General features: G+C 37.5%; 14 protein-coding genes. 7 read left to right on the forward strand and 7 right to left on the reverse strand.

Annotation, left to right across the window (positions count from 1 at the left end; genetic code table 11):
* The first annotated feature begins 11 nt into the window (after nt 1–11).
* From AS4_RS13390 to AS4_RS13410, 5 genes are all read left to right on the forward strand, one after another.
* Entirely contained in the window at nt 12–407 is a 396-nt protein-coding gene (locus AS4_RS13390) for a hypothetical protein (protein WP_126606922.1), read from the forward strand.
* 26 nt (nt 408–433) lie between these two features.
* Nucleotides 434–895: a DIP1984 family protein gene (locus AS4_RS13395; RefSeq protein WP_096734455.1), complete on the forward strand. Its 462-nt coding sequence runs from the start codon at nt 434–436 to the stop codon at nt 893–895.
* 487 nt (nt 896–1382) lie between these two features.
* Entirely contained in the window at nt 1383–1562 is a 180-nt protein-coding gene (locus AS4_RS13400; RefSeq protein WP_096734456.1) for a CPCC family cysteine-rich protein, read from the forward strand.
* Nucleotides 1563–1906: 344 nt separating this feature from the next.
* Nucleotides 1907–2938: an RNA 3'-terminal phosphate cyclase gene (rtcA, locus tag AS4_RS13405; RefSeq protein WP_096735530.1), complete on the forward strand. Its 1032-nt coding sequence runs from the start codon at nt 1907–1909 to the stop codon at nt 2936–2938.
* 185 nt (nt 2939–3123) lie between these two features.
* Nucleotides 3124–3567 carry a DUF2147 domain-containing protein gene (locus AS4_RS13410; RefSeq protein WP_004822556.1) on the forward strand — a complete coding sequence of 148 codons (444 nt, stop codon included), beginning with the start codon at nt 3124–3126 and terminating at the stop codon, nt 3565–3567.
* 88 nt (nt 3568–3655) lie between these two features.
* On the opposite strand, the gene AS4_RS13415 is transcribed toward AS4_RS13410, so the two are convergent.
* The 4 genes from AS4_RS13415 to pheA form a co-directional block, all read right to left on the reverse strand.
* Nucleotides 3656–4240, reverse strand: a complete 585-nt coding sequence (locus AS4_RS13415; RefSeq protein WP_096734457.1) for a GAD-like domain-containing protein — start codon at nt 4238–4240, stop codon at nt 3656–3658.
* Nucleotides 4241–4261: 21 nt separating this feature from the next.
* A complete protein-coding gene (locus AS4_RS13420) occupies nt 4262–4642 on the reverse strand; it encodes a hypothetical protein (RefSeq protein WP_096734458.1) in 381 nt (126 codons plus the stop codon).
* A 118-nt stretch (nt 4643–4760) separates the two neighbouring features.
* Complete coding sequence (locus tag AS4_RS13425) at nt 4761–7007, reverse strand: bifunctional prephenate dehydrogenase/3-phosphoshikimate 1-carboxyvinyltransferase (protein WP_096734459.1); 2247 nt, start codon at nt 7005–7007, stop codon at nt 4761–4763.
* A 32-nt stretch (nt 7008–7039) separates the two neighbouring features.
* Nucleotides 7040–8146, reverse strand: a complete 1107-nt coding sequence (gene pheA / locus AS4_RS13430; protein WP_004719240.1) for a prephenate dehydratase — start codon at nt 8144–8146, stop codon at nt 7040–7042.
* A 251-nt stretch (nt 8147–8397) separates the two neighbouring features.
* Between pheA and AS4_RS13435 the strand changes: the two genes are divergently transcribed.
* The gene (locus tag AS4_RS13435) at nt 8398–8916 is read left to right on the forward strand and encodes a DJ-1/PfpI/YhbO family deglycase/protease (RefSeq protein ID WP_004719237.1); all 519 of its coding nucleotides are present in this window, start codon (nt 8398–8400) and stop codon (nt 8914–8916) included.
* 359 nt (nt 8917–9275) lie between these two features.
* Here the strand turns inward: AS4_RS13435 and AS4_RS13440 are convergent, their stop codons facing one another.
* The 3 genes from AS4_RS13440 to sohB form a co-directional block, all read right to left on the reverse strand.
* Nucleotides 9276–9590 carry a DUF1905 domain-containing protein gene (locus tag AS4_RS13440; RefSeq protein WP_227548074.1) on the reverse strand — a complete coding sequence of 105 codons (315 nt, stop codon included), beginning with the start codon at nt 9588–9590 and terminating at the stop codon, nt 9276–9278.
* A 290-nt stretch (nt 9591–9880) separates the two neighbouring features.
* On the reverse strand, nt 9881–11023 hold the full coding sequence (locus AS4_RS13445) for an acyl-CoA dehydrogenase family protein (protein ID WP_004719235.1): 1143 nt from the start codon (nt 11021–11023) through the stop codon (nt 9881–9883).
* A 194-nt stretch (nt 11024–11217) separates the two neighbouring features.
* Nucleotides 11218–12180: a protease SohB gene (gene sohB / locus AS4_RS13450; RefSeq protein ID WP_004822565.1), complete on the reverse strand. Its 963-nt coding sequence runs from the start codon at nt 12178–12180 to the stop codon at nt 11218–11220.
* A gap of 630 nt (nt 12181–12810) precedes the next feature.
* Here sohB and AS4_RS13455 point away from each other — a divergent pair.
* Nucleotides 12811–14157 carry a dicarboxylate/amino acid:cation symporter gene (locus AS4_RS13455; RefSeq protein WP_096734461.1) on the forward strand — a complete coding sequence of 449 codons (1347 nt, stop codon included), beginning with the start codon at nt 12811–12813 and terminating at the stop codon, nt 14155–14157.
* The last annotated feature ends 438 nt before the right edge of the window (nt 14158–14595 follow it).

Below are 14595 nucleotides of genomic sequence, written 5' to 3' on the forward strand. Positions count from 1 at the left end.
CGGATACATATTTGCCTACGACTGAATGGGATTTATACTTGGTCTGGAAAGATGAATTATTACTTTTTCTGGAACTCGCAGTAGACCACAAATGCAATAAGCAGAATTATTTTAAGTATCTGCTTTACTATATGGTTGCTTATCAATTTAAAAGATTAAGTGATCCCTTTGAAAAAACTTTGGTTTTACAACGGTATTTAAGTGAGTCTAAACAGATAAAGCATGGAGATATTCGTATCTGGAGAAATGAGATTATAGCCTTACAACGAAATATACACTCTTTTTCATATGATGTATGGATTGAAAAAGGACTTATATATCATAAAGCTTTTTGTCTTTCCCAAATCCCAGTTGATACACTCCCCCAGCAAACTTTATATGAAATCGTTGTGTTAAATATTGATTGACTATTAAAAGCGATAAGGAAAATAAAATGAAACTTGCAGAAGCACTTTTATTACGAAGCGATCAACAAAAGAAACTCGCTTCATTGAAACAACGTATCAATGCGAACGTATTAATACAAGACGGTGATGAGCCATCCGAGGATCCAAACGAGTTATTAAAGCAAGTATTTGCATTAACTCAAGAATCCCAAAAACTTGTTTATGCCATTCATCAAACCAATGCTTTGGCAAAATTAACAGATGGTCGTTCATTATTGGCTCTACTTACTCAACGTGATGAGCTTGTCGAGCGCCATAAAATTTTAACGTCTGCCATCAGCAACACACAACGTGAGCCTGACCGCTATAGTACACGTGAAATCAAATGGCATAAGGTCATTCCAGTATCATCATTACAAAAACAATCCGATGATATCAGTGCCAAATTACGCGACTTGAATGTATTGATACAAGCCACCAATTGGCAAGTTGATTTACTTGACGTTTAAAGCCATCATTTAAAAGCTTTGATAGGGCTTACCCTATCAGATCTCGAAATATATTGGGCGAGTACTAGATCTAAGGCTGTATAGATTGAAATAAAAGTCAGCATCATTTTTGGGTAATGACAGCGAAGCGGATTTAGAGCGGAAACGCACCAATCAAATCCATCACCTTTCATCACTTAAACCTTTGTGAATCAGAGTGACTATTTACACAGCATTACCACGTACTGACAATATATTTCACCTTATCTCAAGTGATTCGTCATTTGAGAAAACCCGAACATACTGGGCGAGTGCAAGATCCCCTACCTCCACAACACAGGATTGAAAATAAGGTGTAGTGGCTTGATGAGCGAGCGGGTTAGCTTAAAACTTTAAGCACAAATCAACCCATCACTACGTACAAGGCAAACCTTTGTGAAAGCAAAGTTACAATGCACTAAGCATCACCATGCACTGACAGTATGTTCACCCCTTTTAGGAATTTTTAATGAATTACCCTTGTTCTTGTTGTCATCATTACACGAGAGATCAACCTTCGGGTAATTTTGACTTTGAGATTTGTCCAGTTTGTTTTTGGGAAGATGATCCTGTACAAAATATTCATCCAAATTCAAAAAGTGGTGCAAATGCAATCTCATTAGCAGAGGCACAAGATAATTATCAATAGGGTCTGTTGACAATTCGTCTATGTTTGCGACTACGTGTGTTTTTTAGACGATACTAGGCGCGAAATACGAAATTTAGTCATTCTAAATGAGTAGTTCGTAACGACGTAGCGGCAAAAAACACACTAGTCCCGAAGGGTTGTGGCTAAAATTATCTCAGCCTTCGTTATGAAACTCGAAAATAGTCTCGCTATTCTCTTCGTTTCATGCCTTGCCTGCTCAATTTTAACCTACAACGCAAGCCATTTATGAAATGTCTACAGACCCTAATATACTGTAAGTGAATTACGATTTTTAAAACATGTTCGAAAACCGAATGATTTAGAAAGAAATGATGAAAAACAAAATGAACACATTAGTAAAAAATAAAACTATCCAAATTGATGGCTCACAAGGCGAAGGTGGAGGGCAAATTTTAAGAACTGCCCTTTCATTGTCTATGTTAACGGGTATTCCATTTGAACTTGTGAATATTCGTGCAGGGCGTAAAAAGCCGGGCTTAATGCGACAGCATTTAGTCTGTGTACAAGCATCACAACGCATCAGTAATGCCATTGTGGAAGGTGCTGAACTACATTCACAAAAATTATATTTTCAACCCCAACAAGTTCAGGCGGGTAAATATGATTTTCATATTGGTTCAGCGGGTAGCACAGTATTGGTTTTACAAACACTACTGCCTGCACTGATGATGCAAAATGAAATCAGTCACATCAGTATCCACGGCGGAACACATAATCCAATGGCACCGACTGCAGATTTCATAGAGTCTTGTTTTCTACCTGCTCTTCATAAACTTGGAATAAAGGTTGATTTTGAATGTGAACGTGCTGGTTTCTTTCCAATTGGTGCGGGTCAAATCAATATTACAACTTATCCTTGGATAGATAAGCTTGAATATTCAGTATTAAATAAAGGCAAATTACTGGAAATACGTGGCTATGCTGCTGCCTTAAATATTCAACAGAATATTGCGGATCGTGAACTGGAAGTATTGCATAACAAATTGAGCTTAAGCCAACGTAACAGACTAAATTTTCAAGGGATTAGTCAAGGAAATACAGCTTTTGTGGTGTTAAATTACGAACACCACCAACAAGTATTTTCTGCGTTAGGTGAAATGAAGAAAAGTGCAGAAAAAGTAGCGCATGATTTAGCCAAAGAAGTTAAATCCTTTTTAGCTTGCGATGCTGTGGCTGACGAATATCTGGCAGACCAACTTTTATTGCCTTTAGCTTTAGGTAAAGGCGGTGCATTTACTGCTCAAGTTGTCAGTGAACACACTACGACACAAGCTGAAATGATTCAAAAATTCTTAGATTGTGAAATTCACTTTGAAGCAATCAATGATATTTTTAAGGTGAGTGTCATCACATAAGCTTCAGCTATGCTAAATCCAGTTTACAAGCTCATCAATTGCTTATCTTTATGTGCCAATTCATTTTAAATTTCATACTTATTGGCACATTATGTAAATAAATGACCCAACTATTCATTATATAATCAACGCCTTAAATAAGTATGATTTTAAAGTAGAAAATACCCACTTAAGGAATAAGGGAAATGATGAGAGTTTTATTGGGGACAGCATGTATCGCATTTTTAACTTCGACAGCTTTTGCAGAAGATATTGTGGGAACTTGGCGTTATATCGATGACAAAACTGGTGAAGCAAAGGGACTGGTTAAAATTGAAAAACAAAGTAACGGTACCTATGCGGGTACAGCATTAAAAGCAACACCACGCCCAGGCTACACTCCAAAAGAATTTTGCACCAATTGCCCTGCACCTTATACCAACAAGCCAATAATTGGCTTACAGGTAATCTCTGGGCTAAAGACAGATGATCATGTGAGTTATACTGATGGGAAAATTATTGACCCAGTTTCAGGTAAAATCTATCGCTTAAAAGGTAAAGTCAGCCCAAATGGCAAGAAACTATTTCTTCGTGGATATTTCGGTATTTCAGCAGTAGGTCGTAGCCAAACATGGTTACGTGTCGAGTAATAGCATAATTTAATTCATAATAGAAATGACAGTTTTATCTCAATCAAACTGTCATTTCTAAACATCTATTTTTTGAATGATTTTTAAATCAGTTATTCACAGCAAGTTGATATAAAAAATCTAAATGTGTGGCTGCATCACCCTTATCTAAATTGAGATCACTGGCACGCCCACCTAACCTAAGGGCAGGAAGATAACAATACATTTGATTCTCAGCTAATTTGCCATATTGAGTTTGTGCCTTTGCTAAGGATGATTTTTCTAAAAATTGCTCAATGATCTCATCATCACAAATCCAGTCATTAAAAAAATCTGTTAATGACCAAGCTGTTACCCCAATATCCGAGTTATGCGGATCAATAAAAGATATATCTTCATCGCCATCTTCGCTTAATAAACGATAATAAAACACCAAACCAAATGCCGAAATAGCAATGGGTAATCGGGTCATATCAGGTTCATCTTTCATTAACCATGACCAAAGTTCATCTTGATAAAGCTCAGGGTTAATGATCTGTAGCAAACCGTTACCATAGAAGCCAAAACCATGATTTTGCCAAAGCTCTAAGAGCGCTTCAGGTAAATACGCTTGATATTTTTTTACAGTTTCAGGGCTTACTGTGTTTCCCGCCTGATCTACTGAAAATTTATCGATAAATGTTTGTAATTGCATAAGTATCTTCTCTAGCCCTGCTTATACTTTCCATTCAAATCCACTAAACGCATCATCTTCTTTTAATGTATTTTCTACAGCATTTGCCAATTGCTTAATCATGCTCTGGGTTGCAATCTTCTTAAACCACGCTTGCTCTTCATCAGCATGGGCTGAAATTTCACAAGTTAACACGCCTTGATCATTTAAATGACAATTAACACCCAAACCAATTGGATGATTTTCTACGCTGACAGCAAGGTCTTCATCCGAGTGTGTTGTTTCCGCTTTAAAGCCATATTGAGACAGTTGTTTTAACAACAAAGTCGTCACATATTCCTGAGTGACACAACATACATTTTCACCATGATTGTGACTGTTAATATGATTCTCACAGTTTGCTGTAAATTGTAATGTTCTCATTGCTTCATCCAAAAGGCTTTATAGTTGTATGGTTTTAGAATAAGCAATATAAACAAAACAGCCAAGCATTTGCTTGGCTGTTTTTAATTAATTATACAAATATTAGACAAGGACTGATTTATTCGGTCACTTGAATCTGAAGCCCTGCCTGATTGGTGAGTTCAGTAAATGTAGGGAAACTTGTTGCTACAGTTTCGGTACCGATAATCTTAATCTCGCCTGAGTTACGCAAACCCGCCATCGAAAAACTCATTGCAATACGATGGTCATGGTGTGATTCAATTTCACCGCCAGAGAAAATAGCAGACCAGTCACCCGATTTACCTTTTCCTTCAATGATGATGCCATCATCAGTTGGTGTACAATCAATCCCCATGGTTTTTAAACCGTCTGCCATCACTTGGATACGATCAGACTCTTTAACCCGTAGTTCAGCTGCACCTGTCAACACCGTTTGCCCTTCAGCACATGCCGCAGCAATAAACAAAGATGGAAACTCATCAATTGCCAATGGCACTTGATCTTCAGGCATATGAATGCCTTTCAATGTACGGGTACCACGGATACGTATATCAGCAATCGGCTCACCGCCTGCAATTCTTTCATTTTCAACAGTTAAGTCTGCACCCATTTGCTTCAGGATTTCGATTACACCTGTACGAGTTGGATTAATCCCAACAGCTTCAAGGGTAATATCTGAACCTTCAGTAATGGCAGCGCCCACCATAAAGAATGCAGCAGAAGAAATATCAGAAGGCACTTGAATCTCTGTCCCAACCAACTTACCACCACCGTGTAATGAAATACGATTACCTTCCGTTTTCACAGCATAACCAAAAGCACGTAACATACGCTCAGTATGGTCACGGGTTGGTTCAGGTTCAGTCACAGAGGTTTCACCCTCTGCCCATAAACCTGCCAATAAAATCCCAGATTTGACTTGCGCAGATGCCATTGGCAAATCGTAGTGAATTCCTTTCAATGCTTGAGCGCCAGTGATTGAAACAGGCGGAGTACCACGCTCACCCGTGGTTTGAATTTGCGCACCCATTTCACGTAAAGGTTTTGCTATACGCTCCATTGGACGCTTAGACAAAGACGCATCACCTGTCATCACAGAGTCAAACTGTTGTGCTGAAAGCATGCCTGAAAGCAAACGCATTGATGTACCAGAATTACCCATATACAGTGCCGTTTTGGGTGCTTTTAAACCATGAATACCCACACCATGGATGGTCACTTCACCATTTTTAGGGCCTTCAATACTGACACCCATATCGCGAAATGCTTGAAGTGTTGCTAAAGCATCTTCACCTTCAAGGAAACCTGTAACGTGGGTTGTACCTTCAGCGATTGCACCAAACATGATGGAACGATGTGACACTGACTTGTCACCCGGCACGGTAAATTTACCTTTAAATGTCTTCTCACCCGGCAAAATGGTAAATTGTTGTGTCACCTTATTTTTCTCCATCAAAGGTTTATTGGCGAGCATATGATTGAAATGCTGTCGTGCCGCTTGTGCATGTCCTAGCAATCCCATCAGGGCTTGTGAATTCTCATCTTCAATCAGTTGACGTAATGTCGCAAGTTGCGTTTCAAAACCATCAACTGCTTTCAATATGGCTGTTTTATTGGCAAAAAATATATCATGCCACATCTGCGGATCACTGGCAGAAATACGTGAGAAGTCACGAAAACCTCCAGCGGCATAACGGAAAATATCTAAGTTATCTTCACGATTTGCAAGCTGTTCGACCAGATTAAATGCCATCAGATGCGGTAAATGACTGGTATGTGCCAACACTTCATCATGTTTGTCCACATCCATACAAATGACTTCAGCTTTTGCAGCCTGCCAAAGCTGAATCAGTTTTTCAACTGCCCAATCAGCACTGCTCGGCAACGGCGTTAGAATCACTTTATGATTCACAAATAAGTCAACTTTACCTGCATGGACACCGGTATGTTCTGCACCAGCAATTGGATGACCGGGTACAAAACCTACAGGAAGATTTTCCCCATAGACAGCGTGTGCTGCAGCCACCACATTGCCTTTGGTACTTCCGACATCGGTAATAATGGCGTTTTCAGAAACATAAGCTTGAATCGCTTCAAGCACTTTCTGTGTCGCGCGAACGGGTAAAGCCAGAACGATTAAATCTGCATCTTTTACCGCTTCGACAGGATCACTAAAACCCGCAGAAATAATTCCTAAAGCTTTTGCATCTTCCAATGTTTTTTTTGAGCGTGTTGATGCAACAACATTTTCAGCAAGATGTTCGGCTGCAATCACACGAGCTAGACTTGAACCAATCAGTCCAAGTCCAATAAAAGCAACTTTTTTAAATAAAGGTTGTGACATAACGATTTTGAACTACCTATTTCACAACGACATCAAAGCACAGCAATCGGATATGAACCCAGTACACGTACTTCTTTAACCAGTGGGCGAATATCTTCAATCGCCGCTTTAACATTGTCCTGTTCCACATGACCTTCAAGATCAATGAAGAATACATAAGCCCATTTTTCAGGTAATGCAGGACGGGTTTCAATACTGGTCAAACTAATGTTGTGTTTTGCAAATGGTGCAAGAATTTCCAATAAAGCCCCTGCACGGTCATGTGCTGAAATCAGTAATGAGGTTTTATCATTGCCACTTTGCGGTACTTTTTCACGGCCAATGACCAAGAATCGTGTCGTATTTTCAGGATTATCTTCAATATTGCCATGGAGAACTTCTAAGTCGTAGATACTTGCAGCCACATCAGACGCAATTGCTGCTGAATGCCATTCATTACGAATACGGCGAGCAGCCTCTGCATTTGAGCTTAAAGCCACACGTTCTACACCCGGATAATGTGCATCCAACCACTTACGACATTGCGCAAGTGTTTGTTGATGTGCATAAATTTGTTTAATACTGTCTTTACGGGTATTTGAAGAAATCAGGAATTGGTGATGAATACGCAATTCAACTTCACCAATCACATTTAAATGCGATGCTTTAAAACAGTCTAAAGTATGGTTGACCACACCTTCAGACGAGTTTTCAACTGGAACTAAACCATAATGTGCACTGCCCGCTTCAACCTCACGGAACACTTCATCGATCGTTGGTAGTGGACGAACCACAGCATCCTGACCAAAATGTTTTAATACAGCAGAATGGGTATAAGTGCCGACTGGACCTAAAAATGCAATACTTTGTGGTGCTTCCAGTGCCAAACATGCAGACATAATTTCACGGAATAAACGTGCCATGGTTTGATCTGACAACGGCCCTTCATTGCGCTCCATAACTTGACGTAAAACCTGTGCTTCACGTTCAGGACGATAAAATAACGGATTCTCTTCTGCTGCAAATTTTGCTTTAGCAACTGATTCCGCCAGTTTTGCACGGCGATTGATAAGTTGTTGGATTTGCTGATCTACAGAGTCAATATCTTCACGGATTTGAGCAAGATCTAGAGAAGTCGTTTTTTGATCATCGTTGATCATTGTTATGTCGCCCTTTAAAGTCGAGAATTACGAGAAGTCTATGTTTTAGACCACTGACAGTATAACAATAGTTCAGTTTAATTTGTTGGGCAATAGTGCATTTTTCAATGTTTCACTTTCAACTTATATATTGAATAAAATGTCATCACTTTATAACTTTTTTGATTACAAAATGAATTACAAAGCAGCTATAGAATTTTAAGCATTGCGCTCTATGATAAAAAGCATAAGCGCATTTCGAGTCATAGAATATGAATAAAAAAATCGCTGTTCTCATTACCCATGATTTCGAAGATGCGGAATATCATCATCCCGTTGAAGCTTTTCGGGCTGCAAGCCACTCTGTGCGCAATATTGAAAAGTCTGCGGGGAATATTGTTTATAGTAAACAAAGAAAATCCTCGGTCAGTATAGATTTAGGCATTGATGAAATCTCTGTTCGGGATTTTGATGCGCTAATGATTCCGGGTGGATATTCCCCTTATCATCTTAAAGAAGATGAACGTTTTATTGATTTTTTACGTAATTTTGCCAATGCGCAAAAACCTATTTTTTTATGTTGTTACAGCAGTCATTTGCTTATCGATGCACAAATTGCCATTGGACGGCGCTTAACCTCAATTGAAGATATCCTCAAAGAACTTAAGGACGCTGGCGCTGTGGTTTTTGATCGCGAAGTGGTAAACGACAACAATTTATATATTTCTTCACGCTCGACTTTTGAGTTACCTATCTTTATCAATGAATGTTTAAATGTATTAAGCGCTTAGTTTATTAGTTTTAACCTTATTTATGAAATTTTGTATCTCTTTTATAAGTCAAAATGATCATATTGCATGAGTGATATGGGTATTGAAAGCCCATTCCCCTTTTGGGAAAAGACTAGAGTGACGAAGCTTTTATGTTGATCTATGCTTTAAAAAGGATTTACGGCTGAAGCCTAATATAAAAATTTAAAAGCTTATCCAAAAAGCGAAATGATTAATTTATTCATCATTGTTTGTACCAATGGATTTAAACGTTTAAGCTAAAATCACGTTGTAAGGGCTTTACAGCGATATGAGTTGACTTATTCAATACAGCCTCACTAGTGGTCAAATATACCTACTCAAAGCTTGACCATTAAAACCTATAACAGAATCGAAAAAGAAATATGATCTCCTGAATATATCTTCTCTTTTTTGCGAATCTCTGCTTTAAGTGGCAGTAAATAGCCCTCTGATTGCTTGTCAGGAAATATAGATGTTTTCCAGATACTTTTACCCAGTGTGACAGTAATAGGTACAGCACCCCAGCTTCGTTTCTGATGAATGTATTTTTTTATTTCTTCAGATTGTAATTTGGAAATAAGAGCATAATGCCATCCACCAACACCCAAATACTGCTGGACTGTTGATTCAATTTGAAAAGAAACTCCATGATCCATCATTTTAATTTCACTCAAAAGTTTAAACAGCTTATCGTTGTTATATCTATTTCATTCGCCAATTCTATTTTTTAGATAAGGCATGAGCACATTACCACTGACTTATTATTGTACAAATCCAATCAAGCAAACAAGACCCACACCTACGTATTTGATTAAATATTGTTTGCTCTATCTTTACTTTTTAATGTTTGTTTTTCAATATATTTATTTGATTTTTCTCAATATATTCCCATCAAAATAAAAAAACTGTTCATGTTTCATAAAAAACATGAACAGCTTATATTTATATTATCGTTACATATGCATTATCGACCAATGATGCCACGCGCCACGATTTCTTTCATGATTTCATTTGTTCCACCATAAATACGCTGAATACGTGCATCTACAAAGAAACGAGAAATTGGATATTCCGTCATATAGCCATAACCACCAAACAGTTGTAACAAGCTGTCGATGATTTTCATCTGCATATCCGTACTAAAACTTTTTAAAGCCGCTGCTGTTTCAACATCCAATTTACTTTGTTTATATAAAGCTAAATTTTGGTTATAGAATGCTGCTGTTGCCAACTCATCAATTTTTGCTTGAGCCAAAACAAAACGAGTATTTTGGAAGCTGCCAATTTTCTGACCAAACGCTTGACGTTCCTGTACATACTGAGTAGTAATATCGATTGCACCACGAATTGCACCAAGTGCCGTTGCTGCAATTGCAGTACGTTCACGAGGTAACTCCTGCATCAAATAGGCAAAACCTTGACCTGCGCTACCTAACAATTGATTTGCTGGAACTTTAACATTATCAAAGAACAGTTCTGAGGTATCTTGAGAATGCAAACCAATTTTATCGAGGTTGGTGCCCTTTTTAAAACCATCTAGATGTGTATCAACCAATAAAAGTGACACACCTTTTGCACGTGCTTGAGGGTCAGTTTTTGCTGCCAATACCACTAAATCTGCATGTTGACCATTGGAAATAAATGTTTTAGAACCATTCAAAACATAATGGTCACCATTTAAAATTGCACTACTGCGCATCCCTTGTAGGTCTGAACCCGCACCCGGTTCTGTCATCCCAATTGCGCCCACCACTTCACCTGACACCATTTTCGGTAACCAGTATTGTTTTTGTTCTTCGTTGGCAATATGCAAAATATAAGGAGCTGCAATTTCTGAATGACATGAAATCGCGGTAGACAATGCACCATAGCCTGCACGCGCAGACTCTTCAACCAACATCAATGAATATTCAGTTGGAACGCCATAACCACCATACGCTTCAGGCACATCCACACAAAGATAGCCATTTTCACCCAATAATGACCATACTGAACGTGGCATTAAACCTTCTTTTTCCCATTGCTCATAAAATGGAGCAACGTGTTCACTCATAAAACGTTTAAAGTTATCACGAAAAAGTTCTAAATCTGCATCATATGCCAACATGTCTTGTATTCCTTTCAATCTGAGTTTTTGATTTTATGATCCCTAGCATGCTAATCATTTTTTACGGACTTGTCATGACCACATGAGGTCATTTTTTCTGAGCATTTTTGCGAATAAAGAAAAGACTTTTCCATAAAAAAAGAGTAATCAGCTTTCGCCAATTACTCCTTAGGTTGTCAATGAATAATCAAAACTTAGAATTTATCGTCTTTAAACATCGGTAAAGAAGAATTTAGCTTGGTGATCTCACTCATCAATTTATTCACAACGGATGGAATTAAGGCATCTGCCATTTGTGCAGCTTGTAAACCTAACTTTTCGCCAAGTGTTGGCTTACGACGTGTTTGAATCACATATACGTCATGTTGTGGCAATAAGCTCAGCAAGTATTCATCTGAAGTTTGCAATTTATCCACTAAATTTAAATTGCGCGCATCTTCACCATACCAGTGTTCACCTGTTGCAACTTTTTCGACATTGAGTTGCGGGCGATATTTTTCAACAAAATGCTTAAATAGTTGATGCGTTTGTTGTAACTCTTCTTCAAATTTTGCTTTACCTTCTGGGGTGTTTTCACCAAACATCGTCACAGTACGTTTAAACTGACCTGCAGTATATAGCTCAAAATCAACATGATGTTCTTTTAACAGTCGATTAAAATTAGGGACTTGCGCAACAACACCAATTGAACCAACCACAGCAAATGGTGCAGAGACGATTTCACTTGCGATACACGCCATCATATAACCGCCACTCGCAGCTACTTTATCCACACAAATCGTCAGATTAAAGCCTGCATCGCGTAAACGAACCAATTGTGCAGCTGCAAGACCATAACCATGCACCATACCACCCGGGCTTTCTAAACGAACAATGACACGATCACGCCCTGCTTTTGCTGTCGCAAGAATTAATGTAATTTCTTCTCTTAAATTTTCTACAGCTGAAGCCTGTACATCTCCTTTAAAATCTAAGACATAGATTTTTTGATTATTTTTTTTACGTACACGTGCTTCTTTTACAAACTGTTGAGTCAGTTGAAACAGTTCCAATTTCGATGCAGTAGATTGAGCAATTCTTTTTCTTTGCTCATTAATTCGGGCATTTAAATGACTGATACGAATTTCTGCGGGTACTTTGGGTAAATGAAATAACATAGAATTTATAATCTCTAATATTTAAGGAAATGCTTTTCTAATAAGATGCGGACGGATCAGTTAAATTTCAATACACTTTTTGAAAAATTCGACAAAGCCCAGTCCACTTCGACTTGATGCATGATAAAAAGCTTTGTCTACACACTTTATAACAGACAACAATAACTAAATTTTAGTTATGAAATATATAGCTTTTTTTTATACTTAAAAACGCATGAAAATTCGAGTAAAGATACGCGTTTTGAATAGATTAAGATTTTATTAATAGTTTTTATATCTAAGTTAAGCATTGCTGATTTCAGCATATTCAGCGACTTTAACTCGAAAAAAACGTAAATGCCACTTGGTAGAACTTTTGCTGGCTTTTCTTATGACAAATTCACACAAAAAAACATAGACATGTTTATATCAAACAGATAATACAAATAAACATATATCACACATTTTGATTTTTTATATTAGGTTATTTACCAGCTCTTTTTATCTAAATAACATATTTGTTATTTTGATTAAACTATTTAAAATCAACACGTTAAAAACAATAATTACATTTTGTAAATTTATGAACATTTTTATGTCATTTCTTTAAAAAATGTTTAATTTTATCAACATCAAGGATAAGGATTGAGTATGGATATCTCCTCACACGATGAACACCTACCCCCTAAAAAACAAAAGTTTTATCAAATCCTCTATGTTCAAGTTATTTTTGCCATTGTACTTGGTATCCTTCTTGGACACTTTTGGCCAGATATTGGTGCAAGTTTAAAGCCGTTAGGTGATGCATTTATTAAACTGGTCAAAATGATTATTGCACCTGTTATTTTCTTGACGGTTGTCACTGGAATATCAGGCATGAAACATATGGGAACTGTAGGACGAGTAACGGGTAAAGCGATGCTTTATTTCCTAACATTCTCCACACTCGCATTAATCGTCGGGATGATCGTTGCCAATATTATTAAACCAGGACAAGGTTTAAATATTGACCCTACATCATTAAAATCAGAGAAAGTTGTTGAGTACGCTGAAAAAGCACATGATGCTTCGATTGTCGATTTCTTACTGAATATTCTTCCGACAACCATTGTCAGTCCATTAACAAGTGGCGACATCCTGCAAGTTCTATTTGTTGCTGTATTATTTGGTTTGTCCTTGGCTGCGGTAGGCGAAAAAGGTCAACCGATTGTAGACTTCTTAAACAATCTTACAGCACCCGTATTCCATTTAGTTGGAATGCTGATGAAATTTGCTCCGATTGGTGCTTTTGGTGCAATGGCATTTACAATTGGTAAGTATGGTATTGAAAGTATTGGAAATCTTTTACTTTTAATTATGACATTCTATATCACTGCCTTACTCTTTATTCTGGTTATTTTGGGTGCAGTGGCACGTTATAATGGATTTAGAATTACAGATCTAATTCGCTATATCAAAGATGAATTATGGTTAGTTTTAGGGACCAGTTCATCTGAAGCCGCACTTCCATCCTTGATGCGTAAAATGGAAAAAGCAGGCTGCGAAAAATCTGTGGTTGGCTTGGTTATTCCTACTGGTTATTCATTTAACCTAGACGGTACCAACATCTATATGACGATGGCGGCGCTCTTTATTGCACAAGCATGTAATATCGATTTGAGTATTCAAGACCAAATCTTATTGTTGCTTGTTGCAATGCTCAGCTCTAAAGGTGCTGCGGGTGTTACAGGTGCCGGATTTATTACCTTAGCAGCAACATTGTCTGTTGTTCCAGCAGTTCCTGTTGCAGGTATGGCTCTAATTCTAGGTATTGACCGCTTTATGTCTGAATGCCGTGCACTGACCAATTTAGTCGGTAATGCATGTGCGACGATTGTTGTGGCACGTTGGGACAATGCTTTAGATAAAGATAAACTGGCTGCTGCATTCTCTCATCCAAGTAAAGCACACTATGATGCTAAAGCAGTTGAACAACATCGTGAAGATCCAATCGATTAAAAATATCCTATAAGCAATATTTGTAATAAGAAGGAGCTTTTGAGCTCCTTTTTTATATAAAGCAACTATGAGTAGATCAAAAAATTACAAACAACAATCAACTGCTATTCGCATATAAAATAAAGCACTAACTGAAAAATATATTTAATGCACAAAGCTTAAAATGATGTGTTTCTTAAAAGCATTTGTCTAATTTACCCATTCTCAATAGATTGGTTTTATTCAGACAATACCATACTTAAACAAAAATACTTCATTCAAAAGACTTAACGAAAACCGTATTCCCCCCTATTTCAGTACTCATCAATGAATAGGTTTAGACGATCCATTCATTATTTTAGAGCTTAAATTTTTAATTGTTTTTGATCCACCATTCTCATCAATTTAATTCACTGCATCAGAGGTTTATATACTGTATCTATAAAAAAAGAGCCTTTC

The sequence above is a fragment of the Acinetobacter guillouiae genome (genome assembly GCF_002370525.2).
GTDB lineage: Bacteria > Pseudomonadota > Gammaproteobacteria > Pseudomonadales > Moraxellaceae > Acinetobacter > Acinetobacter guillouiae.